Annotated in this window: 19 protein-coding genes and 2 pseudogenes; 11 read left to right on the forward strand and 10 right to left on the reverse strand. The window is 72.4% G+C overall.

Annotation, left to right across the window (positions count from 1 at the left end; all coding sequences use genetic code 11):
* Positions 1 to 64: 64 nt before the first annotated feature.
* The 3 genes from ACJ9NR_RS01885 to ACJ9NR_RS01895 all read right to left on the reverse strand — a co-directional run bounded on the left by ACJ9NR_RS01885 (position 65) and on the right by ACJ9NR_RS01895 (position 4298).
* Positions 65 to 2458, reverse strand: coding sequence for a M4 family metallopeptidase (locus ACJ9NR_RS01885; RefSeq protein WP_412490141.1), 2394 nt, complete (start codon positions 2456 to 2458; stop codon positions 65 to 67).
* Positions 2459 to 2799: 341 nt separating this feature from the next.
* Positions 2800 to 3222 (reverse strand): PPOX class F420-dependent oxidoreductase, encoded by a 423-nt coding sequence (locus tag ACJ9NR_RS01890; protein WP_412490140.1) that lies wholly within the window; start codon positions 3220 to 3222, stop codon positions 2800 to 2802.
* Between the two features lie 62 nt (positions 3223 to 3284).
* The gene (locus tag ACJ9NR_RS01895) at positions 3285 to 4298 is read right to left on the reverse strand and encodes an SDR family NAD(P)-dependent oxidoreductase (protein ID WP_412490139.1); all 1014 of its coding nucleotides are present in this window, start codon (positions 4296 to 4298) and stop codon (positions 3285 to 3287) included.
* A gap of 63 nt (positions 4299 to 4361) precedes the next feature.
* On the opposite strand from ACJ9NR_RS01895, the gene ACJ9NR_RS01900 reads away from it, so the two are divergent.
* The 3 genes from ACJ9NR_RS01900 to ACJ9NR_RS01910 all read left to right on the forward strand — a co-directional run bounded on the left by ACJ9NR_RS01900 (position 4362) and on the right by ACJ9NR_RS01910 (position 7722).
* The gene (locus ACJ9NR_RS01900; protein ID WP_412490138.1) at positions 4362 to 4934 is read left to right on the forward strand and encodes a TetR/AcrR family transcriptional regulator; all 573 of its coding nucleotides are present in this window, start codon (positions 4362 to 4364) and stop codon (positions 4932 to 4934) included.
* A gap of 260 nt (positions 4935 to 5194) precedes the next feature.
* Positions 5195 to 6148, forward strand: a complete 954-nt coding sequence (locus tag ACJ9NR_RS01905; RefSeq protein ID WP_412490137.1) for an MHYT domain-containing protein — start codon at positions 5195 to 5197, stop codon at positions 6146 to 6148.
* A 68-nt stretch (positions 6149 to 6216) separates the two neighbouring features.
* Positions 6217 to 7722, forward strand: coding sequence for a metallophosphoesterase family protein (locus tag ACJ9NR_RS01910; protein ID WP_412490136.1), 1506 nt, complete (start codon positions 6217 to 6219; stop codon positions 7720 to 7722).
* Positions 7723 to 7761: 39 nt separating this feature from the next.
* Here ACJ9NR_RS01910 and ACJ9NR_RS01915 read toward each other — a convergent pair.
* Positions 7762 to 8166 (reverse strand): annotated as a pseudogene (locus ACJ9NR_RS01915) (TauD/TfdA dioxygenase family protein); the annotation flags it as partial.
* 166 nt (positions 8167 to 8332) lie between these two features.
* Between ACJ9NR_RS01915 and ACJ9NR_RS01920 the strand changes: the two are divergent.
* The 3 genes from ACJ9NR_RS01920 to ligD (ACJ9NR_RS01930) all read left to right on the forward strand — a co-directional run bounded on the left by ACJ9NR_RS01920 (position 8333) and on the right by ligD (ACJ9NR_RS01930) (position 10865).
* Positions 8333 to 9163 (forward strand): aldo/keto reductase, encoded by an 831-nt coding sequence (locus tag ACJ9NR_RS01920; protein WP_412490135.1) that lies wholly within the window; start codon positions 8333 to 8335, stop codon positions 9161 to 9163.
* A 70-nt stretch (positions 9164 to 9233) separates the two neighbouring features.
* Positions 9234 to 9842, forward strand: a complete 609-nt coding sequence (locus ACJ9NR_RS01925) for a DNA polymerase ligase N-terminal domain-containing protein (protein WP_412490134.1) — start codon at positions 9234 to 9236, stop codon at positions 9840 to 9842.
* 6 nt (positions 9843 to 9848) lie between these two features.
* Entirely contained in the window at positions 9849 to 10865 is a 1017-nt protein-coding gene (gene ligD, locus ACJ9NR_RS01930) for a non-homologous end-joining DNA ligase (RefSeq protein WP_412490133.1), read from the forward strand.
* 117 nt (positions 10866 to 10982) lie between these two features.
* On the opposite strand, the gene ACJ9NR_RS01935 is transcribed toward ligD (ACJ9NR_RS01930), so the two are convergent.
* From ACJ9NR_RS01935 to ACJ9NR_RS01950, 4 genes are all read right to left on the reverse strand, one after another.
* Positions 10983 to 11450 (reverse strand): peroxiredoxin, encoded by a 468-nt coding sequence (locus tag ACJ9NR_RS01935; RefSeq protein WP_412490132.1) that lies wholly within the window; start codon positions 11448 to 11450, stop codon positions 10983 to 10985.
* Positions 11447 to 11827 (reverse strand): DoxX family protein, encoded by a 381-nt coding sequence (locus ACJ9NR_RS01940; RefSeq protein WP_412490131.1) that lies wholly within the window; start codon positions 11825 to 11827, stop codon positions 11447 to 11449. The genes ACJ9NR_RS01935 and ACJ9NR_RS01940 overlap by 4 nt, the downstream gene beginning before the upstream one ends.
* A gap of 167 nt (positions 11828 to 11994) precedes the next feature.
* Positions 11995 to 12525, reverse strand: a complete 531-nt coding sequence (locus tag ACJ9NR_RS01945) for a MarR family winged helix-turn-helix transcriptional regulator (protein ID WP_412490130.1) — start codon at positions 12523 to 12525, stop codon at positions 11995 to 11997.
* 73 nt (positions 12526 to 12598) lie between these two features.
* Positions 12599 to 13243, reverse strand: a complete 645-nt coding sequence (locus ACJ9NR_RS01950; RefSeq protein ID WP_412490129.1) for a TetR/AcrR family transcriptional regulator — start codon at positions 13241 to 13243, stop codon at positions 12599 to 12601.
* Positions 13244 to 13663: 420 nt separating this feature from the next.
* On the opposite strand from ACJ9NR_RS01950, the gene ACJ9NR_RS01955 reads away from it, so the two are divergent.
* Positions 13664 to 14347 (forward strand): response regulator, encoded by a 684-nt coding sequence (locus ACJ9NR_RS01955; protein ID WP_412490128.1) that lies wholly within the window; start codon positions 13664 to 13666, stop codon positions 14345 to 14347.
* Between the two features lie 4 nt (positions 14348 to 14351).
* Here ACJ9NR_RS01955 and ACJ9NR_RS01960 read toward each other — a convergent pair whose 3' ends face one another.
* Positions 14352 to 15044, reverse strand: coding sequence for a TetR/AcrR family transcriptional regulator (locus ACJ9NR_RS01960; RefSeq protein ID WP_412490127.1), 693 nt, complete (start codon positions 15042 to 15044; stop codon positions 14352 to 14354).
* A 126-nt stretch (positions 15045 to 15170) separates the two neighbouring features.
* Here ACJ9NR_RS01960 and ACJ9NR_RS01965 point away from each other — a divergent pair, with 126 nt between their 5' ends.
* The 4 genes and pseudogenes from ACJ9NR_RS01965 to ACJ9NR_RS01980 all read left to right on the forward strand — a co-directional run.
* Positions 15171 to 15920 (forward strand): SDR family oxidoreductase, encoded by a 750-nt coding sequence (locus tag ACJ9NR_RS01965; protein ID WP_412490126.1) that lies wholly within the window; start codon positions 15171 to 15173, stop codon positions 15918 to 15920.
* A 104-nt stretch (positions 15921 to 16024) separates the two neighbouring features.
* Positions 16025 to 16927 (forward strand): SDR family oxidoreductase, encoded by a 903-nt coding sequence (locus ACJ9NR_RS01970; protein ID WP_412490125.1) that lies wholly within the window; start codon positions 16025 to 16027, stop codon positions 16925 to 16927.
* A gap of 70 nt (positions 16928 to 16997) precedes the next feature.
* Positions 16998 to 17978, forward strand: a complete 981-nt coding sequence (gene ligD, locus ACJ9NR_RS01975) for a non-homologous end-joining DNA ligase (RefSeq protein WP_412490124.1) — start codon at positions 16998 to 17000, stop codon at positions 17976 to 17978.
* 87 nt (positions 17979 to 18065) lie between these two features.
* Positions 18066 to 18200, forward strand: a pseudogene (locus ACJ9NR_RS01980) (NPP1 family protein); the annotation flags it as partial.
* 194 nt (positions 18201 to 18394) lie between these two features.
* Here the strand turns inward: ACJ9NR_RS01980 and ACJ9NR_RS01985 are convergent.
* Complete coding sequence (locus ACJ9NR_RS01985) at positions 18395 to 20587, reverse strand: MMPL family transporter (protein WP_412490123.1); 2193 nt, start codon at positions 20585 to 20587, stop codon at positions 18395 to 18397.
* Between the last annotated feature and the right edge of the window lie 19 nt (positions 20588 to 20606).

The following is a 20606-nucleotide window of genomic DNA, read 5'->3' on the forward strand; positions in this document are numbered from 1 at the left end:
GCGGACGCCGAAGGGCCTCACCCCGCGCGCCGCGGGGTGAGGCCCTTGCCGGGTGGGACGGTGGTCAGCCGGTCGTGACGGCGGTGTCGTCGACGACGAAGCTGGTCTGCAGGGAGGAGTCCTCGGCACCGCTGAACTTCAGGGTGACGGTCGAGCCCGCGTACGAGGACAGGTCGAAGGACTTGTGGGTGTAGCCGGAGGCGGCGTCGAGGTTGGAGTACGTCGCCAGGGTCTTGGATCCGGCGGTGACCGTCAGCTTGTCGTAGGCGGTGCTGCTGGTGGTCTCCGAGGAGTCGATGTGCAGGTAGAAGGTGAGGGTGGCCGTGCAGCCGGCCGGGACGGTCACCGACTGCGAGAGGGTGTCGGTGTGGGTGGTGCCGTAGCCGTCGAGCCAGGCGTAGTACGAACCGCCGTGGGCGGCCTCACCGGTGTCGTTGGTGATGACGCCGCTGGTCGCGCTCCAGCCGGTGCCGCCCGACTCGAAGCCGGGGTCGGCGAGCAGCTGCGCCGCGGTGCAGGTGCCGCCGCCCGAGGTGCTGACCGTCCAGCTGAACGAGGCGGTGCCGGTGGCGCCGGTGCTGTCCTTCGCGGTGACGGTGGTGCTGTAGGTGCCGGCCGTCGTCGGCGTACCGGAGATCACGCCGGTGGAGCTGTTGATCGACAGGCCCGTGGGCAGTCCGCTCGCGGAATAGCTCAGGGAGCCGCCGTTGGTGCTGCTGGCCGAGATCTGCAGGCTCACCGCCGTGCCGACGGTGGATGACTGGCTGCCCGGGTTGGTGACCGTCACGCCCGACGAGGGCGGGGTGATGTGGCTGCCGACGTTGATGCCGGCGAAGGCGTTGCCGACCCCGGCGTACTGCGTGGAGTTGGTCCCGTACAGCGCGGCGGCCGCGTTCAGGGCGGCGGTGCGGGCTCCGGCGTAGTTGGTGCTGGACGTCATGTACGTCGTCAGCGCCTTGTACCAGATCTGCAGCGCCGCGGCCCGGCCGATGCCGGTGACGGCGACGCCGTCGGAGGTCGGGCTGTTGTAGGTCACGCCGTTGATGGTCTTGGTGCCGCTGCCCTCGGAGAGCAGGTAGAACATGTGGTTCGCCGGGCCCGAGGAGTAGTGCACGTCGAGGTTGCCGACGCCGGAGTACCAGCTGTCCGCGGAGCCGCCGTCCTTGCTCGGCTTGTCCATGTAGCGCAGCGGGGAGCCGTCACCGTTGATGTCGATCTTCTCGCCGATGAGGTAGTCGCCGACGTCGCTGCTGTTGTTGGCGTAGAACTCCACGCCGGTGCCGAAGATGTCGGAGGTCGCCTCGTTCAGCCCGCCCGACTCACCGCTGTAGTTCAGGCCCGCGGTGTTCGAGGTGACGCCGTGGCTCATCTCGTGCCCGGCCACGTCCAGCGAGGTCAGCGCGTGGGTGTTGCCGGAGCCGTCGCCGTAGGTCATGCAGAAGCAGCTGTCGTCCCAGAAGGCGTTGACGTAGCCACTGCTGTAGTGGACGCGGGAGTAGGCCGCCGCACCGTCGTTCCTGATGCCGCTGCGCCCGAAGGTGTTCTTGTAGAAGTCCCAGGTCTCCTGCGCGCCGTAGGCGGCGTCCGCGCCCGCCGTCTGCGAGTTGGAGCCCGAGCCCGTCCCCCAGACGTCGTCGGAGTCCGTCATCAGGGTGCCGGTGCCCGAGGTGCCGCCGTTGAGGCTGTACGTCTTGTGGCCGCCGCGCGTGGTGTCGTAGAGCTGGTACGTCGACCCGGAGAGCGTGGTGTTCAGCGTGACCGTGCCGCTGTACTGCGTGTTGCCCGTGCCCGTCTTGATGTCCTGGAACCGGCCGAGCTCCCTGCCGGTGACGGCGTCGGTGACGACGTGCAGCCGGCTCGGCGTGCCGTCGTCCTGCAGGCCGCCGACCACCGTCTCCCAGGCGAGCTTCGGGGTGCCGGTGCCCGCCCAGATCACCTTGCGGGCGCTGTCGGCGGTGGGCCGCTCGGCGTGCAGGGCCTTGGCGGTCTTGAGGGCCTTCGTCCGGGCGGCCGCCTTGCCGAAGGTCGCGGTGGTGGAGGCGACCTTGATGGTGTGCTTGTTGTTGAAGGTCGTGCTCACCGTGCCCTTGGCCAGGGAGGCGGGCGGGGTGTGCACCACGAGGTCGCCGCCGAGGACGGGCAGGCCCGCGTAGGTGCGCTCGTAACGGGTGTGCACGGTGCCGTCGTTGTCCTTGACGACGTCCTTGACGACCAGCTTCTCCTTGGCGCCGAGGCCCAGGGTGCGAGCGGTCGCCGAGGTCTTCGCCTGCGCGCTCTTGATCAGGGCGCTGTGCTGTGACGGACTCAGCTTCGCTTCCAGGCCCCCGGCGCGCAGGGGGCTGGGGTGGGGAGCGGCGGACTGAGCGCTTGCCGGGACCGACTGGATGCCGACGGCGAGAAGAGCCGCGGTGGAGGCCAGGGCTCCGAGAGCGGTGCGCTTGCGGGGGATGCGTCTCACTCGTTCTCCTACTGCTGCGGCCGCGTGGGGCGGCCATGACAGACCGGACAGACGGGTGTACTGACCGGGACGAGACGGGCCGTGCGGGGTGGGCCGTCACTGCCGGATGAGAAGAACGTGGGGGGTGGGTGGCAGTTGAATGGAGAATGACAGCGTTGACCGTGGCATGTCATCAACGCGCGGGCAATCTAGGGTCCCACCGGACGCAATCTAGGGTTATCCCTCTGTGCGGGTGCGCTGACCCGCGTGTCGAGTGATGGCGCATGCCGGGGGATCGACCGCCTGCCTGGTCGCCGCCGGCCGTGCGGTCCGGCACCGGCGGTGCCGGACCGCCCCGACCCTCAGGCCGAGGACCGGCCGCTGTCGCGGTGCGCGCCCCAGCCGTGCCAGCGCTCGGCCTCGATCCAGGCGCTGACGCGGGCGCGGGCCCGTTCGGGATAGGGCTTGCCGGTGTAGTGGGCGGCGATGCGGTCGATGTCGGCCAGGCCCTCGTCGTCGTACATCTCGACGACCCGGCCGACGAGGGTGACGTGTGTGTACCAGTCGCCGCCGTCGAGGACGGTGAGCGTCACGCGGGCGTCGCGGCGCAGATGCCGCAGCCGGACACGCCCCTCGTCCAGGTTGACCAGAGCCCGGCCGTCCTCCCACAGGTACCAGGTGGGCGTGGAGACCGGCGCGCCGTCCGGGCGCAGAGTGGCCATGACGGCCGGGTTGGCCCGGCTCAGCAGGTCCTGGGCCTCGGCGGGCAGGGGCGGCTTGGACATGGGGCCTCCTCAGGCGTGGGTTCCGTCACCGGCGGAGCGTGCCGCTCGGGCCGCTGCCGTGTTCACCGGGTGCACCCCTCACCGGGCACCGACACCCCGGGAGCACCGTCACGCAGCAGATCGGCCGACACTCTCCAGAGGCGCTCGGCTGCCCTGGGATCGAGCGCCCATTCCTTGACGCCGTGGGGGTGCTGCGCGAGGTCGGCGTCGTCCGGCACGGTGTAGGCCTCTGTCGCGTCGTCGAGGTAATGGCCGCCGGAGTGCGCGAAGGCCGGGTGGACGGCCGCGACGACGCCGGTCGCGGCCCCCTGCTCCACCGTCTTGTAGGTGAAGACGCCGGCCGCCTCGGCCGCGTCGAGCGACCGCCTCTGCTGTGGCGTGAAGTTCCGTTGCAGCCCCGTCGCGACACCGCCGGGGTTCACGGCGTTGGCGACGATCCCGTCCACCGCCCACCGGCGGGTGGCCGCCACGGCGAAGAGGGAGTTCGCGGTCTTGGACCGGGCGTAGGCGATCTGCGGATCGTAGGGGCGGCGCTCGAAGTGAAGGTCGTCGAAGTCGATGCCCGAACGCATGTGCGCGGTGGAACTCACCGAGACGATCCGGGCGCCGGCGCGGTCGGACGCTCCCCGGGCCAGCGCGCCGTGCAGGCCGACGGCCAGGGCGAAGTGGCCCAGATGGTTGGTCACGAATTGCAGCTCCCAGCCCTCGCGGGTCCGTTCGAGGCCACCGGTGACCACGCCCGCGTTGTTGATCAGGAGGTGCAGCGGGCCACGCCACGCGTCCACGAACCGCGCGACGGCCGTCGTGTCGGCGAGGTCGAGCCGGGCCACCGGGGGCCGGCTTCTTCCGGTCGACCTCGCGATCGCCTCAGCGGCACGGGCGCCCGCGGCCGTGTTCCGGACGGCGAGGGTGACCTCCGCCCCGGCGGCGGTCAGCGCGCGGGCGGTCTCGAGCCCGATCCCGGAGGAAGCCCCCGTCACGATGGCGCGGACGCCGGTCAGGTCGAGGCCCCGCAGCACGTCGTCCGCGGTGCTGGCGGCGGTGAAGGGTGTGGAGATGAGCTCGGTCTCAGCCATGGCGAGGACTATACACAGTAGACTTGGATTGTATAGTTCGGCTACTCCTCGTATGCTCGGCCCATGAGCAGCCCTGATGCCGGCCACCCGCCGTCGGCAAGCGCCGACACCAGCCGGCGGACGACGGTCCTGGACGCCGCCATGACCACGTTCGCGCGATTCGGTTACCGGAAGACCTCGATGGAGGCGGTGGCACGGGCGGCCGACATCTCCCGGCCGGGGCTCTACTTCCTCTTCTCCTCGAAAGAGCTTCTCTTCCGTGCCGCGGTCACCCAGGTCCTGGAGCGCGACATCGCGGCGGTCGAAGACGTACTGGGCGACACCGGACGGCCGCTGCCGGAGCGGCTCGTCGAAGCCTTCGACCGGTGGGCCGGCCGCTACATCGGCCCGCTGGCGCGCGAGGTCACGGAGGTCATCGAGGCCAACCCCGGTCTGCTCGGCGAGGTGGCCGAGACCGCGCCGCGGCGCTTCGAGGAACTCATCACCGACGCGATCGCCGCGGAGAACGGACACGAGAGGGCGCGTGCCGTCGCCCGGACGATGATCAGCGCCTCGATCGGCCTCAAGCACCAGGCACCGTCACGGGAGTTCTTCCTCGAACGGCTGAGGACCGCCGTCGATCTCCTGACCCGCTGAGCGAGCCCGGCCGCCGCCCGCCTCGACGCCGCCGGTGCCGTCGGTGCCGTCGGTGCCGTCGGTGCCGTCGGTGCCGTCGGTGCCGTCGGAGAGGAGACGTCCGGAAACGGCCCATGGCCGGAACTCACGCATATGTGACCGCCGTTGACCACCAGTAATGGAGAACTATTCAGTTACCGCTGGTAATCTCTTGCCTTTACGTCACCCTTACCCGTAGACCTTGCTCCACCATCTGCCGGGGCTCTGGGGGGAGTTGTCGCATGCAAGGCACGATTGACGGGTTCCGCTACGGTGCGGTGACCCCGGTGGCGGCCTATCTGACGGCATGCCTGGGAGGGGCCCTGGGGCTGCGCTGCATCGTCCGGTCCATGCTCGACGAACAGTCCTGGAAGGCGGGTTGGCTGGCACTGGGCGCCGCGTCGATCGGCAGCGGCATCTGGACGATGCACTTCATCGCCATGCTCGGCTTCCAGGTCGCGGAGACCGGGATCCGCTACGACAGGGGGCTCACGCTGGTGAGCCTCGCCGTGGCGATCGTCGTGGTCGGCATCGGCGTGTTCATCGTCGGCTACCGGGGCTCCGGCAAGGTCACGCTGGCCGTCGCCGGTGTGATCACCGGCACCGGGGTCGCCGTGATGCACTACCTCGGCATGGCGGCGATGCGGATGAACGGAGACATCCGGTACGCCACACTGCCCGTCGTCCTGTCCGTCGTCATCGCGGTCGTCGCGGCGACCGCCGCGCTCTGGGCGGCCGTCACCGTCCGCGGCTTCATGACGAGCCTCGGCGCCAGTCTGGTCATGGGCGTGGCGGTGTCCGGCATGCACTACACGGCCATGGCCGCCGTCAGCGTCCAGGTGCACGGAAACGGCGCCGGCACCTGGTCCGGCGACTCGCCCTCCTCGCTGCTGCTCCCCATGCTCCTGGGTCCGGCCGTCTTCCTGCTGCTGGCGGGCGTGGTGGTCATGTTCGACCCGCTGCTGGTGCTGGGTGCCGGCGAGTGGAGCGGCTCCGCCCCGGCTCCGCGGCCGGGGCCCGCAGCGGCGTCCCGCCGGCCTTCCGCGGCCGGCGCACCACCGGAGCCCGCTCCGGAACACGGCACCGCGCGCTTCCAGGGCCCCGTCGCCGCCGCCCGCCCCCGGCGGGCGGACCACGGAGCGGCCTCGCCCGCCACGCCCCGGTGGGCCCCGCCGCCCACCAGCGACGAGTGGTGACCCGCGGTCACCCGCCGGCGACCCGTACCCCCTGCGCTCCCCCACTTGACCGTTGTTACGGTTCACCGGTGTCTGACTCTTCACGCGATACCGCCGAAGGCGCCGGCTGGGGCGTCGCCGAGCGCGGCGAGTACAAGCAACTGATGCCGGCCAGGGTCGAGAAGCTCTCCTGGCTCAGCCCCAGGACGCTGTGGGCCGCCCGCAACGGCGTACTGGCCTCCTGGTTCGGTGACCCCACCGGCCGCACCCGCGCCAGGTGGGTGGCCCAGCGCCGAGCCGCCGGCGCGCCCGCCGACAAGGTGATCCGGCGTACGGACGCGGACCGGTTCTCCTTCCTGGTCATCGGGGACACCGGGGAGGGCGACGACCCTCAGTACGCGGTGGTGCCGGGCCTTCTGAGGGCCGGTCAGGGCACGGACTTCGCCGTGATCACCAGCGACGTCATCTATCCCGTGGGCAGCGCGGACGGCTACGGCACGAAGTTCTTCCGCCCCTACCGGGACTACCCCGCGCCCATCTACGCGATACCCGGCAACCACGACTGGTACGAGGGTCTGCACGGATTCATGCGCGTCTTCTGCGACGACGCCCCGCCCCTCGACCCGGAACCGGCGCCGCGCCCCCTGAGCAGAGCCTGGGTGCGCGGCCTGCTGTGGCACCGGCCGCGCGCGAAGGACGGTCAGCACCTGGACCGGGACCGCGCGTTGCGCTCCGCGCCGGCCCAACAGGCCGTCCAGCCGGGCCCGTACTGGGCCATCGACGCCGGGCCGCTGCGGATCATAGGCATCGACACCGGCCTGCTCGGCACCATCGACGCCGAACAGGGCGCCTGGCTGCGCGAGGTGTCCCAGGGCCCGCGCCCGAAGATCCTCGTCACCGGATCGCCCCTCTACGTCGACGGGGAGCACCATCCCTGCGCCATCGAGGGCGGCCACGGCACCGTCGACGACATCGTCCGCGACCCCCGCCACCACTACGTGGCGGCCATAGGCGGCGACATCCACAACTACCAGCGCTACCCGGTCCGGGTGGGCGGCCGCACGATCCAGTACGTCGTCTCGGGCGGCGGGGGCGCGTTCATGCACGCCACCCACACCATCCCCCGCGTCGGCGTCGCCGACGTCACCGAGGAGGACTTCCGCTGCTATCCGCTGCGCGGCGACTCCCTGGCCTTCTACAGCGGGCTCTACGGCCGCCGGCTGCGGCTGCGCCGCCTGTTCACCCTCTCCGAGGACGAGGCCACGGCCGTGATCGCCGAACGGCTGGGCATCCCGCCGACCCGCGCCCCGGGCGGACCGGTGCGCGTCACCCGCCGTGCCCGTGTCGTGGCCGCACTGCTCGGCGCCGGCGGACGCCCCGGCCGCACCTCGCGCATCCGCCTCCCCGTGCACAGGATCTACACGCGGCTGTTCTCGCCGGGCTCGGCGACGTACAGCCCGCCCTTCTTCAAGAGCTTCCTGCGCCTGGACGTCACCCCCGAGGCCGTCCGGCTGCGCTGCTTCGCCGCCACCGGCAACCGCGCCCAGGAGATCGATCCGCCGGTCGAGGACGAGGTGACCATCCCACTGGCCTGAGCCGCGGTTGCCGGGCCCGGGCGGGCCGGGCGACCGGCCTCACCAGCGCCCGGGTTCGCTCCCGACGACCGGCTCCGACGGCCTGCCGTCCACCCCGACCGGGACATCGCCGCCCAGCATCACCCGGTGCATGATCCGGGGGAAGCCGAGGTGGGCGCTGTCGCCGGGAGCGAGGTGGATCGTGGCCCGGTTGTCCCGGAAGGCGACGCTGCCCGGCTCCCAGCGGAACCGCACCGTGTACTCGGGCCGCACCGCCTGCTCCAGCAGCATGTCGATCAGGGCCCGGCTCTCCGGGCGGGAGACGCCGGTGATCTGCTCGAGGTAGTAGCCGTTGACGAACAGCACCCGCTCCCCCGTCTCCGGATGCACCGGCACCAGCGGGTGCACCGAGGCGACCTGGTGGTCCAGCAGATGGCGCAGATACGCGTCGTCGCCGGGCCGCGGCTATCCGATCTTCGCAGGGAACCCGGCCGCGGGACGGCCGGGGCGGCCACGAAACGCCCCGCCACGACCGGATCCCGCCCGCCCCCGTCGCCCACGCGTCCGGTTGATCACGGCTCGCCCCATCCGCGAGGCTGGAGACAGGCACAGTCGACGGAAGGGTTCCACGGTGACCAGCATCCCGGCACACCGGCTCAACGACGGCACGACGCTCCCCGCTCTCGGCCTGGGCACCTGGCCGATGAGCGACGAGGAGGCGGAACGCGCCGTGTCCGAGGCCCTGCAGCAGGGCTACCGCCTGCTCGACACGGCCACCAACTACCGCAACGAGTCCGGCGTGGGCCGCGGGGTCGCCCGCAGCGGCGTCCCCCGCGAGGAGATCGTGGTGACGACGAAGCTCCCGGGCCGGCACCACGGCTACGAGGAGACCCTCGCCTCCTTCGAGGAGTCCCGCGGCCGCCTGGGCGTGGAGTACGTCGACCTGTATCTGATCCACTGGCCGCTGCCCCGCGTCGGCAGGTACGTCGACTCCTGGCGGGCCATGATCAAGCTGCGCGAGGACGGTCTGATCCGCTCCATCGGCGTCTCCAACTTCACCGCCGGGCACATCGAGCGCCTGGAGAAGGAGACCGGGGTGCTGCCGTCCGTCAACCAGATCGAGCTGCACCCGTTCTTCCCGCAGGAGGAGCTGCGCGCCTTCCACGCGGCCAGGGGCATCCTCACCGAGAGCTGGAGCCCGCTCGGCCGCGGCACCGGCCTGCTGCGCGACCCCGTCGTCGCGGCCGTCGCCGAGGCGCTGGGCGTCACGCCCGGGCAGGTCGTCCTGCGCTGGCACACCCAGCTGGGCGCGGTGCCCATCCCGAAGTCGTCGAACCCCGAGCGGCAGCGCGAGAACCTCGACGTCTTCGGCTTCGAGCTGGACCCCTCCCAGCTCGGCGCGGTCGCGGACCGTGCCCACCGGCGCGTCGGCGGGGACCCTGAGGTGCACGAGGAGTTCTGAGACATCGGCCGGGTACCCGGTCACCCCGTGACAGGGCCGTCGCGGCAGGACCGTACGGAAGGGGCCGGAGGTGGCCGAGCAGGAGAGGCTGCGGGACTACCACCGCAAGCGCGATTTCGGGCGGACCGCGGAACCGCGGGGCCGGGGGGCCGCCGCGGGCCAGGAACCCCGGTTCGTCGTACAGATCCACGACGCCGGCACCCTGCACTTCGACTTCCGGCTGCAGGTCGGCGACGTACTGAAGTCGTGGTCCGTGCCCAAGGGCCCCTCGGGCGATCCGCACGACAAGCGGCTCGCCGTGCCCACGGAGGACCATCCGCTGGAGTACGAGGATTTCGAGGGCGTGATCCCGCGGGGCGAGTACGGCGGCGGCACGGTGATCGTGTGGGACCACGGCGTCTACGAGCCGCTGAGCCACGACCGCACGGGACGGTCCGTCGACTTCGGGGAGTCCCTGGACCGCGGGCACGCCCGCTTCCGGCTCAAGGGCTCGAAGCTGCGCGGCGAGTACGCGCTCACCCGGTTCCGCGACGGCGGCGACGGCGGCGAGGAGGCGTGGCTGCTGGTCAAGGCGGGCGGGAAGGCGCAGGGGCACGGGACGCCCGACCCGCGCAGGGCCCGCTCGGTCACCAGCGGCCGTACGCTCGCCCAGGTCGCCGCGGACAGCGGGGAGCGGTGAGCGGCGGTGGGCGGTCTCCTGGACTCGCTCCCCGGCGAGCAGCGCCGGCTGCTGCGTACGGCGCGTCCCGGTGCGGAGCTCGCCGCCCGCCCGATGCTGGCCACGCTCAGTGACCGCCGGGACTTCTCCGGCGACGACGACTGGGTGTTCGAGCGCAAGCTGGACGGCGTGCGCCTGCTCGCGGTCCGCGACGGCGAGCGGGCCACCGTGTTCTCCCGCTCCGGGCGCCGTCTCGACGACACCTATCCGGAGATCGTGCGGGCCCTCGCCGACCAGCCCCGCACGGACTTCACCGTCGACGGGGAGGTCGTGGCGTTCCGGCGGGGCCGCACCGACTTCGGCCGGCTCCAGCAGCGCATGGGCCTGACGCGTCCCGAGGACATCGAGGCGGCCGGCGTCGCCGTGACGTACTACGTGTTCGACCTGCTCAGGCTGGAGGGAGCGGACCTCACCCGGCTGCCGTTGCGAACCCGCAAGTCCCTGCTGCGCCGGGCGCTGACCTACCGTCCTCCGCTGCGGATGACGCCGCATCGCAACGAGGGCGGTGCGGAGCTGCTGGCCGCCTCCTGCGACCGCGGCTGGGAGGGCCTGATCGCCAAGCGGGCGGACGCCGACTACCAGCCGCGCAGGTCCCGGGACTGGCTGAAGCTCAAGTGCTCGCGGGGGCAGGAGTTCGTCGTGGGCGGGTTCACCGAACCGGCGGGCAGCCGGGTCGGGCTCGGCGCGCTGCTCATCGGCTACCACCAGGGCGGGCAGCTGCGGTACGCGGGCAAGGTGGGGACCGGCTTCGACCGGCGGAGCCTGCTCTCCCTGCGGGCCCGGCTGGACGGACTGCGCGTACCCGACCAGCCGTTCGGCGGCCGGGTGGCGGAGCCGGGCGCGCGGTGGGTGCGGCCCGAACTGGTCGCGCAGGTCGACTTCACCGAGTGGACGCGGGACGGAATGCTGCGCCATCCGCGGTACCTGGGGCTCAGGGACGACAAGAAGCCCGGGGACGTCGTACGGGAGCGGGCGGCCGGCTGAGCGTTGGCCGGGCGGCTCGCCGTACCGGAGGGCCGCGCCGGCTCCGGGCCGCCCGCCGGCTGCTGATCGCCCCGCGGCCGGAGGCCCCGGGACGCCAGGGACCCCGGGCCGAGGGTGTCACCCGCGGTGTGCGCGCAGCGCGGCGAGTGCCCGGTCCGCGTGCGTGTTCATGCGCAGTTCGCTGTGGACCGCCTCGAGGACGGTGCGGTCCGGGGCGATGACGAACGTGACCCGTTTGGTGGGCGCGAGGGCGAACCCCCGCCTGACGCCGAAGCGTTCGCGGACCGCGCCGTCGGCGTCGGACAGCAGCGGCATGCCCAGGTGGTGCCGGCCGGCGAACTCCTGCTGCCTGTCCACGGTGTCGCCACTGATGCCCACGGGCCGGGCGCCGACGGCCGCGAACTCGGCGGCGAGGTCACGGAAGTGGCAGGCCTCCGCGGTGCAGCCGGCGGTCAGGGCGGCGGGGTAGAAGAAGAGCACGACGGGACCGTCGGCCAGCAGCTCGGACAGCTTGCGGCTGGCGCCGGTCTCGTCCGGCAGTTCGAAGTCGTCGACGGTGTCGCCGACGTTCACGCGCGCGCTCACGCCCGGCCCTCCCCGGCCCTCGCGACGCTGCGGGCCCACAGGACCAGGGGCAGTTGCACCGGCAGCCGTCCGATCGCGGCGGCCTTCTGCGGCGCCGGCCGGTCCCGCCAGTCGACGGCCATCTTCACGTTGGCGGGGAACACACCGACGAAGAAGGCGGCCGTGGCGAGGGCGGCGGCTCTGCGCGTGCGCGGCAGGGCGACCCCGGCGGCGAGGGCGAGTTCGACGGCGCCGCTCGCGTACGTCCACGTCCTGGGGCTGCCCGGCAGCGCCCGTGGGACGATCTCGTCGTACGGGCGTGGTCTGGCGAAGTGTGTGACGCCCGCGGCGGCCAACAGGCCGGCGAGCAGCAGGGGCGAGCGTTCGGACCGTGACACGGTTCCTCCTCTGATGACCTGCACCCGGATGTTACCCGAGGGTAGGACGGGCCCCTCAGGCAGCCGTTCCCCTCCCGGGCGGGCCCCGGACACGGCGCTCGCGCCTGGGCACGACCGCGTGCGCCACCTCGGGAAGGTCCGGTGCCGGTGGGCGAACCGCCTCGGCGTCAGACGGTGCCCGTCCGCCCGTCCGCCGGCTCCCCGGCGTCCTCCTCGCCGGAGTGGGAGAGGAAGTCGTCGACCATGCGGTGGAAGAGGGTGGCCAGCTGCCGCAGTTCCTCCGGCTTCCAGCCGGACAGGGCCTGCCGCATGCCGCGGACCCCGGCCTCGCGCACCCGCTCCACAGCCTGCCGTCCGGCCTCGGTGAGCCGGATGCGCTGAGCCCGGCGGTCGTCGGGGTCGGGGACGCGGGTGACGTAGCCGCACTTCTCCAGTTGCTGCACGGTGCGCGTGACGTGGGAGGCCTCCACCCCCAGCCGGTTCGCGAGTTCCCCGGGGCGCAGCGGGTCCGCGTCGGCGACCTGCCGCAGCAGTGCCACCGCCGCCCGGTCCAGCGGCACACCGGCCAGGGCCATCAGCCGCTCGTGCTGCCGGGCGCGCGTGCTCAGGTAGGTGATGCGGGCGAGGGCCCGCTCGATCTCGGTCACCTCGTCGGGCGCGGGGGGTCCGGGGAGCTCGGGCGGCGGCGGTGCGGGCATGCACCCACGGTAGCATATAGTTGCGTAACTCAAGTAAATTGCCTGGCGGCGGGTTCCCGGCGCTCCCCCGCTCTCAGGGTGTCACCGGCGCCAGCCACAGTCCGACGACCGCGTCCGCGAGACCGGTGGCGGCGTCGTCCCAGTTGGAGCGGGGTGTGGCCCGGTTCTCGGCGACCGCACGCTCCCGCTCGGCGGGCATGTGCACGATGAGGTGGCGAGCCATCTCGCCGCGCTCGGCCCGGACCTCCGCGGGCAGATCGGGCAGGCACCGGTTCAGCCCGTCGACGCACTGCCGCAGGGACGGGGAGGCGAAGGACTCCTCCAGCACGATCCGGTGGAGCGCCGGGTCGGTCATCACCTGCGCGCAGAACCGCGCGAACCAGGTGGGACCACCCAGGCTCCCGAGATGCTCGGGCAGCGGGCGCACCAGGCAGTCCACCCAGTCACGCACGTCGGTGGAGTCGCCGATCTCCGCCAGCAGGCGGCAGCGGATCTCCTCGGTGTGCCCCGCGTGCCTGCGTACGATCGCCCGCACCAGGTCGGCCTTGGTGCCGAAGTGGTAGCCGACGGCGGTGTTGTTGCCCTGCCCGGCGGCCTCGCCGACCTGCCGGTTGGACACCGAGTTCACGCCGCGCTCGGCGAACAGCCGCTCGGCGGCCGTGAGGATCAGCTCACGGGTCGCGTCGGCCCGTTCCGCGCGCACTGTCCTGCCGGCCATGCTCACCACCGCACCGGGACTTCCCTCACTCCTCCCGACGGCCAGTCCCTCCAACCGTCGCGGGTCCGCCGGCGTCGCGGCGGGTTCCAGCTCCGGAAGCCTACGCAACGGCGCGCCGTGAGCGGCCCACGGCCCGGTCCCGGCCCGCGCGGACTCCGAGGCCGGCGTGCGCACCACGTCCTGGACGGCTGCCGGTCGTCGCCGCCGAGAGACCCGTCCTCACCCGCAAGGCCCCGCGCCGCCCGGGAAGCGGCCGCGCGGGTCGAACGGCCGTCCGCCCGTGTCTGACCTCGTGCCTTCCCCCGCGACGGACCCCCGCGCCGCCGGGCAGGGGCGTCCCTCGCCCGACGTTCCCGCCGGTCATCGCCGATCATGGCTTCCAGGACAGGGACCCTGAGACGACAGGAACGGACCCACACCATGACCATCCGCGTACTGCTCGCCGACGACCAGGCCCTCCTGCGCGCCGCGTTACGCGTCGTGCTCGACTCCTGCGACGACATGGAGCTGGTCGCCGAGGCCACCTGCGGCGGCGAAGCCGTCGCCCTGGCGCGCGTGCACCGCCCCGACGTCGTCCTGCTGGACATCCGGGTGCCCGGCACGGACAGCCTGACGGCGACGACGGCGATCTGCGCCGATCCCGGCCTGTCGGACACGCGCGTACTGATCCTCACCACGCACGAGATCGACGCCTCCGTCGCAGGAGCGCTGCGGGCCGGCGCGAGCGGCTTCCTCGGCAAGGACGCGACCGCGGACGTACTGCTCGACGGCATCCGGACCGTCGTCGCGGGCGACGCGCTGCTCTCCCCGCTCGCCACCCGCGCGCTGATCACGCGTTTCCCGGGCGCCCCCGCCGCGGACGCGCCGCCGGGCGCGAGCGAGCGCCTGGCCGCGCTCACCGGCCGCGACCGCGAGATCGCCACCCGGGTCGCCCAGGGCCGCTCCAACGCGGAGATCGCGGCCCGCCTCGGCGTCAGCCCGCTCACGGTGCGCACTCGCGTCCGCCGCATCATGACCGAGCTGGGCGCCCGTGACCGCGCCCAACTCGTCGTCCTGGCCCACCGGTCCGGGGCGCTCCTGGCGCGGCCGTCCACCGAGCGCTGAGCGCTCAGCCCGCAGAGAGCTCGTCCAGCCACTGCTCCAGCAGGGCCGACTCCGCCGGCGTGAGGCGCGGGGCGGGCTCGGCGCGCAGGCGCGCGGCGAGGGTCGCGGCCGCCACCGGGACGGCGCGGTCCCCCTCGGGTGCTCCGCCGGCGTCCCCCGGACGGGTCAGGGCGTCCAGCACGGTGTCGCGCAGCCGCTCGGAGAAGCCCGGGTCCGCGTACTGCTCCGGCCTGGTCAGCATCGACAGGGCCGCTCCGACGTTGGCGGACATGATCATCCGGGTGGCGAGGGCGGGCGGGACACCGAGCCTGCCCGCGGCGGCGCAGCGTTCGAGGATGCCGTGCAGCAGGGCATGCGCCTCCCGGGCGGCCGCGGGCGGGGCGGTCAGCTCCGGCGAGTACATCAGCCGGTAGTGGTTGGGGTGCTCCAGCGCGAAGCGCATGTGGTTGTCCCAGCCGCTCCTGAGGTCGGCGACGGGATCGTCGCTGGGCCGGGCCGCCCGCTTGGAGGCGAGGTACTCCTCGAAGCCGCGGTCGACGACGGCGGCCAGCAGCCCGGCCTTGTCGCCGAAGAGCCGGTACAGCATCGGTGCCCCCACCCCGGCCGCCTCGCACACCGCACGCGTCGAGACGTCCGCCACCGGCGCCTCCGCCAGCAGCTTCGCGGCCGCTTCCAGGATCTTCTCCCTCGCATCCATGGCTCCACGGTACGCCATCCGTAGCGCCGATACGAATTCGTCTTTACCAACGCTACGAAGCCGTGTTACCGTCGCTACGCAATCGCGTTAACGACGCTACGAAGCAATCGAGCAAAGGATGCCCTCATGACCACTCAGTTCCGGACGGACCGGCGCGTCGCGATCGTGACCGGCGGATCGCGAGGCATCGGACGGCAGGTCGCCCAGCGGCTCGCCGCCGACGGTTTCGCCGTCGTCGTCGGATACGCGGGCGGCAAGGACGCCGCCGAGGACGTCGTCCGCGCCATCGAGACGGCCGGCGGCACCGCCTTCGCCGCCCGTGCGGACGTCGGCGACGAGACCGAGGTGGCCGCCCTCTTCGACCGGGCGGAGGCGGTGTACGGCGGCGTGGACACGGTGGTGCACGCGGCCGGGCGGATGCTGCTGTCCCCCGTCGCCGAGCTCGACCTCGGCGAGCTCGACTCGCTGTACCGCACCAACGTCCGCGGCACGTTCGCCGTCGGCCAGCAGGCCGCCCGTCGGCTGCGCCGGGGCGGAGCACTCGTCAACTTCTCCTCGTCGGTGGTCGGCCTGGCCTTCCCCGGCTACGGCGGCTACGCCGCGAGCAAGGGAGCCGTCGAGGCGCTGACCCTGATCCTCGCGCGCGAGCTGCGCGGCCGTGACGTGACCGTGAACGCCGTCGCGCCCGGCCCCACCGCCACCGACCTCTTCCTCCACGGCAAGGACGAGGAGACCGTCGCCCGCCTGGCCGCACAGCCGCCGCTGGAGCGCCTGGGTACGCCGGAAGACATCGCCGGTGTGGTGTCCTTCCTCGCCGGCCCCGAGGGCCGCTGGGTGAACGGACAGGTCCTGCGGGCCAACGGCGGCATCATCTGACGGCCCCGCGCCGTCCTCCGGGCGACCGGCACATCCACAGACCGACAGGCCGAGATATCGACAGGCCGAGAGATCGAGAGATCGAACGGCACCGAGGAGCAGTCATGAGCGACAGCAAGGTCATTCTCGTCACCGGCGCCTCCAGCGGTTTCGGCGCCCTCACCGTCCGCGCGCTCGCCGAACGCGGACACACCGTCTACGCGGGCATGCGGGCCCTCGCCACGCGCAACGCCCGCGCCGCCGCCGATCTGGCCGCCCACGCCTCCGAGCACGGGGCCGACCTGCGCGCGGTGGAGCTGGACGTGACCCGGCAGGACAGCGCGGACGCGGCGGTCGCCCGCGTCGTCGACGAGCGGGGGCGCCTCGACGTCCTGATCCACAACGCCGGGCACATGGTGCTGGGCCCCGCCGAGGCCTTCACCCCCGAGCAGCTGGCGGACGTCTACGACACCAACGTGCTCGGCACCCAGCGCGTCAACCGGGCGGCCCTGCCCCAGCTGCGCGGCCAGGGGCAGGGACACCTCGTGTGGATCGGCTCCTCCAGCACGCGCGGCGGTACCCCGCCCTTCCTCGCGCCGTACTTCGCGGCGAAGGCCGCCATGGACGCGCTCGCGGTGAGCTACGCGGCGGAGCTCATACGGTTCGGCATCGACACCTCGATCGTCGTGCCGGGTGCCTTCACCTCGGGCACGAACCACTTCGCCCACGCCGGCGCACCGGCCGACACCGGGCGTGCCGCCGTCTACGACACGAAGTACCGGGCGCTGACGGCCGAGGTGAACCAGCGGCTGGCCGGGCTGATGCCGCCGGACGCCGACGTCGCCGACGTGGCGAGGGCAATCGTGCGGACGGTCGAACTGCCGCCCGGCAAGCGGCCGTTCAGGATCCATGTGGACCCCGGCCGGGACGGCAGCGAGGTCGTCTCGGCCGTGGCCGACCGGATACGGGTGGAGTTCTTCCGCCGGGTCGGGCTGGAGGACCTGCTGGCCCCGGTGAGCAGCCTGTAGGCAGCGCCGTTCAGGGGAAACCGGCGGGCGGGGTGAATGGCTGCGGGCCGGGGCGTCGAGACCTCACCCCGTGACGCTCCCCCTGATCCCGCCGATACTGGCCACACCCGGGACCCTGCCGCCGGCCGCGCAGGACGCCCGCTGGGCCTATGAGACCAAGCAGGACGGCCAGCGTGTGGTGGCCTACCTCGAAGGGGACGGCGGCCTCCGGCTGCGGGCGCGGTCGGGGGAGGACATCACGGCCGCGTATCCCGAACTGCGGCCGCTGGGCACGGCACTCGGCGCGGCACCGGCCGTGCTGGACGGGGAGGTCCTGGCGCTGGACGAACAGGGCCGCGCCGACTTCCAGTTGCTGCAGTCCCGCATGGGTCTCGCCCACTCCCCCGCCAAGGCCGCACGACAGGCGGCGAAGGTACCCGTCCACCTGGTGCTGTTCGACGTGATGCACCTGGGGGGACGGAGGCTCACCGGTCTCCCCTACCTCCGCCGGCGCCGGCGGCTGGAGGAACTCGGTCTCGACGGGCCGTTCTGGTCGACGCCCTCCGCACTGGTCGGCCACGGCGAACAGGCGCTGCGGGCCACCGTGGAACACGGGCTGGAGGGCCTGGTCTGCAAGCGGCTGGACTCGGTCTACGAACCGGGGGTGCGTTCCCGGGCCTGGATCAAGATCCGCAACATGCGGAGCGAGGACGTGATCGTGGGCGGCTGGCTGCCCGGCAAGGGCCGGTTGTCGGGTCTGCCCGGCGCCGTCCTGGTCGGGCAGCGGGCGGCCGGACGGCTGAGGTACGTCGGCGGGGTGGGCACCGGCTGGAGCGAGTCCGAGCGGACCCGTCTCGCCGGACTGCTGCGGGCGGCGGCCACGGCGGAGTGCCCCTTCGACCCCCCGCCCGCGGTCGCCGGCGCGCACTGGGTGCTGCCCCGGCTGGTCGGGGAGGTCCGCTACAGCACCCGTACCCGGGCCGGGATGCTGCGCCAGCCTTCCTGGCTGCGGCTGCGGCCCGACCTCGCACCGGAGGACTCCGCGGCCGACCTGCCCGACGAGCTCGGCTGACGGGCCGTCACGACCGACCGTGGGGCCGGGACTCACCAGTGGTACGCCTGTCATCTCCTGGCGCGGGAGGGGACGGCTGCCACCGGCACTCCCGCGCTCGGCCCCGACGCCACCGTCAACGGCGCTCTGAAGCCGACGGGCGCGCTGAACGGGCAGTGCCACGACGCCTCCGACCTGGACAACACCAACAGCTGCTCGCGCCACAAGTGCGACAACGGCTGGTGGACGCCGGCTTCGCCTCCCACCTGTCCTCGGTGAAGCCGTCCGGGATCGGTTTCGACCCGAACGCCTGACGGCGGGGACCCATCCCGCCGCGCCCGCCCGTGCCCCGGGCTACCGGCGTGCCGCCGCCGTGGCCCGCACGACGCGAACAGGTCTGCCGGGCGGCCCGGCAGACCTGTCGTGCCACGCCGTGGCTAGCGGCGGCGTGCCGCCGGATCGTGGGCGACCGGGTCGGGGTCGCCGCCCCCGGAGACCGGAGCGGTGGCGCCCGCTCCTGCGCCCGCGCCGACCGGTGCCTGTGACCGGTCGGCGTGCCCCGGCCACCAGGCCGCGTGGCCGATGAGGGCGGTGAGGCTGGGCGTGAAGAACATCGCCATGACGAAGGCGGCGACCGCGATGCCGAAGGAGACGGCGAAGCCCATCTCCGTCAGCAGCGCGTTGCCGGCCAGCATCATCGTGGCGAAGGTGGCCGCCAGGATGAAGCCGGCCGCGGCCACGGTGGGACCGGCGTGCCGCAGGGCCATGCCGGCCGCCTCCCTCGGTTCGCGGCCCTCCCGGGCCTCCTCGCGCAACCGGGCGATCATGAGGATGTTGTAGTCGGTGCCGATGGCGACCACGAACAGATACATGATCACCGGGAGCATGAACATCAGGCCCGAGTGCCCCTGCCCCTTCTGGAAGATCAGCACGGTCGCGCCGAGGGTGGCTCCGAAGCCGAGGCCCACCGAGGCGATCAGGTACCAGGGAGCGACCACGCTGCGCAGCAGCAGTCCCAGGATCACCATGATCAGTACGGCGGCGACGGGGAAGACGGTCCGGTAGTCGTGGTTGACCGCGGTGTCGATGTCCTTGTAGATCGAGGACATGCCCCCGACGAGGGCCTCGGTGCCGTCCGGGGCGTCGGCGTGCGCGACGTCGCGCACCCGGCCGACGGCCTCGATCGCCTTGTCCGTGGACGCCTCGTACTTGAGCGTGACGGTGAAGTCCGCGGTGGTGCCCGCCTTGTTGACCTGCGCCATACGGGCGTTCGCGACTCCGTCCACCGCCCCGAGCTTCCGCGCGTAGGCGCCGAAGGCGGACCTGTCGAGCGGCTTGCCGTCGGCGCTGGAGAGGTAGACGTCGGTGGGCGCGGCCGCGCCCGCCGAGTACGCCTTCTGCATCTTGGTCTGGACGACCATCGACTCCTTGGTCTTGGGCATCGAGCCCGAGGCCAGGTCGAAGGTGGCGTGGTAGCCGAAGATGCCCAGCGAGAGCGCGACCAGGACCAGGCCCGACAGCCCCGCGGTCAGGGCGGGACGCCGCTGCACCCCGCGGCCGAAGGCGGCGAAGCGGGCATTGTCCGGCTCGCGCTGCCAGGTCTTGGACGGCCAGAACACCTTGGGACCGATCAGCGAGACCACGGCCGGGATCAGCGTCAGCCCCGCGATCAGGGTGACGGTGACCGCGATGGCCAGCGCCGGGCCCATCTGCTTGAGGAAGCCCAGCGTGGACAGCGTCAGGGCGAGGAAGGCGATGATGACCGCGCCGGCGGCGGAGGCGATGGCCTCCCCGACCCGGCCGACCGCGTTGACCATGGCCTGCTTGGACTCGTCACCGGCACGCAGACGCTCGCGATACCGGAACATCAGGAACAGGAAGTAGTCCGTCCCCACGCCGAACAGCACGACGATGAGGATCGACGAGATCGAGCTGTTGGCCTGGAGGTCGAACAGCTTGGTGGCGTACGCGATCAGCCCGTTGGCGATCGCCGACACCACGCCGATCAGGAGCAGTGGCAGCACGGCCAGGATCGGCGCCCGGAAGATGATCAGCAGCGTGACCAGGATGATCACAAAGGTGCCGATGCCGATCAGCGCCTGACCGCGCTTGGACGAATCCTGCTGGTCCAGAGCCTGCGCGGCCGACCCGCCGAGCCTGGCCTGCAGATCGGTGCCCTTGGCCAGCTGCTTGGCGTCCTCACGCAGCACCTTGGCGGCGTCGGCCTGTTTGGGCTGGCCGGCGTTCTTGCTGTCCATCTGGACCAGGGTCATGGTGTACCGGCCGTCCTTGGACGGCCGGCCGGGGACCACCTTCTGCACCTGGTCGATGTGCTTGTCACCCAGTTCGTCGGTGATCCGGGCGACGTCCTTCTTGTCCTGGGCGGTCAGCTTTCCGCCGTCGGTGCGCTGGTACAGCACGATCGCGGACGGGGTGAAGGCGCTGGGGAACGCCTTCGCCTGGAGATCGGCCGCTTCGATGGACTCGTAACTCTTGGGAAGGAAACTGCTCTCGTCGCTGTTCGAGGGCAGGCTCGGAGCGGTGGCGACGATCGCCACCGCGGCGATCAGCCATGCCACGATCGTCCAGACGGGATGTCGGACGACAGTGGTGCCAATTCGTCGGAACATGCGGAAGGTCCTCCTGGGC

Origin of the sequence: Streptomyces sediminimaris (assembly GCF_047049295.1) — a bacterium.
GTDB lineage: Bacteria > Actinomycetota > Actinomycetes > Streptomycetales > Streptomycetaceae > Streptomyces > Streptomyces sediminimaris.

Bases quoted from the DNA above. Each gene is read 5' to 3' on its own strand.
- ACJ9NR_RS01890 (WP_412490140.1), bottom strand. From the start codon at position 3,222: ATGTCCAAGCCGCCCCTGCCCGCCGAGGCCCAGGACCTGCTGAGCCGG.
- ACJ9NR_RS01895 (WP_412490139.1), bottom strand. From the start codon at position 4,298: ATGGCTGAGACCGAGCTCATCTCCACACCCTTCACCGCCGCCAGCACC.
- ACJ9NR_RS01900 (WP_412490138.1), top strand. From the start codon at position 4,362: ATGAGCAGCCCTGATGCCGGCCACCCGCCGTCGGCAAGCGCCGACACC.
- ACJ9NR_RS01905 (WP_412490137.1), top strand. From the start codon at position 5,195: ATGCAAGGCACGATTGACGGGTTCCGCTACGGTGCGGTGACCCCGGTG.
- ACJ9NR_RS01945 (WP_412490130.1), bottom strand. From the start codon at position 12,525: ATGCCCGCACCGCCGCCGCCCGAGCTCCCCGGACCCCCCGCGCCCGAC.
- ACJ9NR_RS01950 (WP_412490129.1), bottom strand. From the start codon at position 13,243: ATGGCCGGCAGGACAGTGCGCGCGGAACGGGCCGACGCGACCCGTGAG.
- ACJ9NR_RS01955 (WP_412490128.1), top strand. From the start codon at position 13,664: ATGACCATCCGCGTACTGCTCGCCGACGACCAGGCCCTCCTGCGCGCC.
- ACJ9NR_RS01960 (WP_412490127.1), bottom strand. From the start codon at position 15,044: ATGGATGCGAGGGAGAAGATCCTGGAAGCGGCCGCGAAGCTGCTGGCG.
- ACJ9NR_RS01965 (WP_412490126.1), top strand. From the start codon at position 15,171: ATGACCACTCAGTTCCGGACGGACCGGCGCGTCGCGATCGTGACCGGC.
- ACJ9NR_RS01970 (WP_412490125.1), top strand. From the start codon at position 16,025: ATGAGCGACAGCAAGGTCATTCTCGTCACCGGCGCCTCCAGCGGTTTC.
- ACJ9NR_RS01985 (WP_412490123.1), bottom strand. From the start codon at position 20,587: ATGTTCCGACGAATTGGCACCACTGTCGTCCGACATCCCGTCTGGACG.